General features: G+C 38.5%; 1 protein-coding gene. It reads left to right on the top strand.

Annotated elements, in window-relative coordinates:
- The first annotated feature begins 41 nt into the window (after window positions 1–41).
- Window positions 42–1,270 (top strand): IS3 family transposase gene (locus tag BW936_RS19300; RefSeq protein ID WP_394333602.1). Its coding sequence is split into 2 segments (ribosomal slippage): window positions 42–396 and window positions 396–1,270, totalling 1,230 coding nucleotides; the frame shifts between segments, so codons are not numbered across the junction.
- The last annotated feature ends 43 nt before the right edge of the window (window positions 1,271–1,313 follow it).

Genomic DNA, 1,313 nt, shown 5'->3' with positions numbered 1-1,313 from the left:
TGTCCCGTCCTGAAATAAGTTGACACAAAATCGACTTATTTATGAAACATCCAATTATTACGGTAAACAAGCGTACCCAACGCGATTATAATCTAGGCTTTAAACTAAGTGTTGTCCAACAGGTCGAAAAAGGCGAGCTGACTTATAAGCAGGCGCAAAAGGCTTATGGCATTCAAGGTAGAAGTACCGTTTTGGTTTGGCTGAGAAAACATGGTACATTAGATTGGAGTAAACCAATACGCCGTCAAATGCCGAGATCAAAAGAAACACCTACCCAAAAAATCAAACGCTTGGAGAGAGAGCTTTCCGATGAAAAACTGAAGAACAAAATTCTCAACACCATGATCGATATCTCCGACAAACAATATGGTACCGCTATCAGAAAAAAGCATTTGCCCGATCAATCCAGCGCATCCGACAAGAACAACGATTAAGTTTATCTCGTTGTTGTCGATTGTTCGGAATAAGTAGACAAGCTGTCTACCAAGCAGAAAAGCGCACCATAAAAAGAGAACAGGAGTTTTTGAAGGTAAAGAACTTGGTCGAAGGTGTTCGCAAGGATATGCCAAGGCTCGGTACACGAAAGTTGTATTACCTGTTAAAGGACGAATTCGTAAAGCACAATTTAAAAATAGGAAGAGATGCCCTGTTTGAATATTTGCGATCGGAATCGATGCTGATAAGGCCAAGAAAGAATTACACTAAAACAACAAACTCCAAGCATTGGCTTAGAAAACATCCTAACCTGATGAAAGAAACTGAAGTTTCCAGACCGGAGGAGTTCTTCGTCAGTGATATTACATACATTAAAAGCAGGGAACGGACACATTACCTATCCTTGGTCACCGATGCTTATAGTAGAAAAATAATGGGGTACCATCTTAGTGATGATATGAATGCGGAGAATGTGGTAAAGGCAGTAAAAATGGCGAACAACAATAGATTGACCAACAAACATCTAATTCACCATTCCGATAGGGGATTGCAGTATTGCTCGGCCATATATCAAAAGGAACTTCGGCAATGTAATATAACCCCATCAATGACAGATGGGTACGATTGTTACCAAAATGCATTGGCCGAACGAATGAACGGTATATTGAAAGGGGAATTCTTGATATATAAATGTAACAGTGGCAAAGAGTTGAAAAAACTAATAGCGGAATCTATAAGAACGTATAATAACAAAAGACCCCACTTGAGTCTAAAATATAAAACACCTAACTTTATACATAACAAAAAACCAGAGAAGCTAGCTTCTCTGGTTTAATATTAATAATTTAAAAACTGTCAACCTATTTTAGGACGACTCA

The sequence above is a fragment of the Maribacter ulvicola genome (genome assembly GCF_900155985.1).
Classification (GTDB): domain Bacteria; phylum Bacteroidota; class Bacteroidia; order Flavobacteriales; family Flavobacteriaceae; genus Maribacter; species Maribacter ulvicola.
This window is presented reverse-complemented; position numbering and strand designations above follow the sequence as displayed.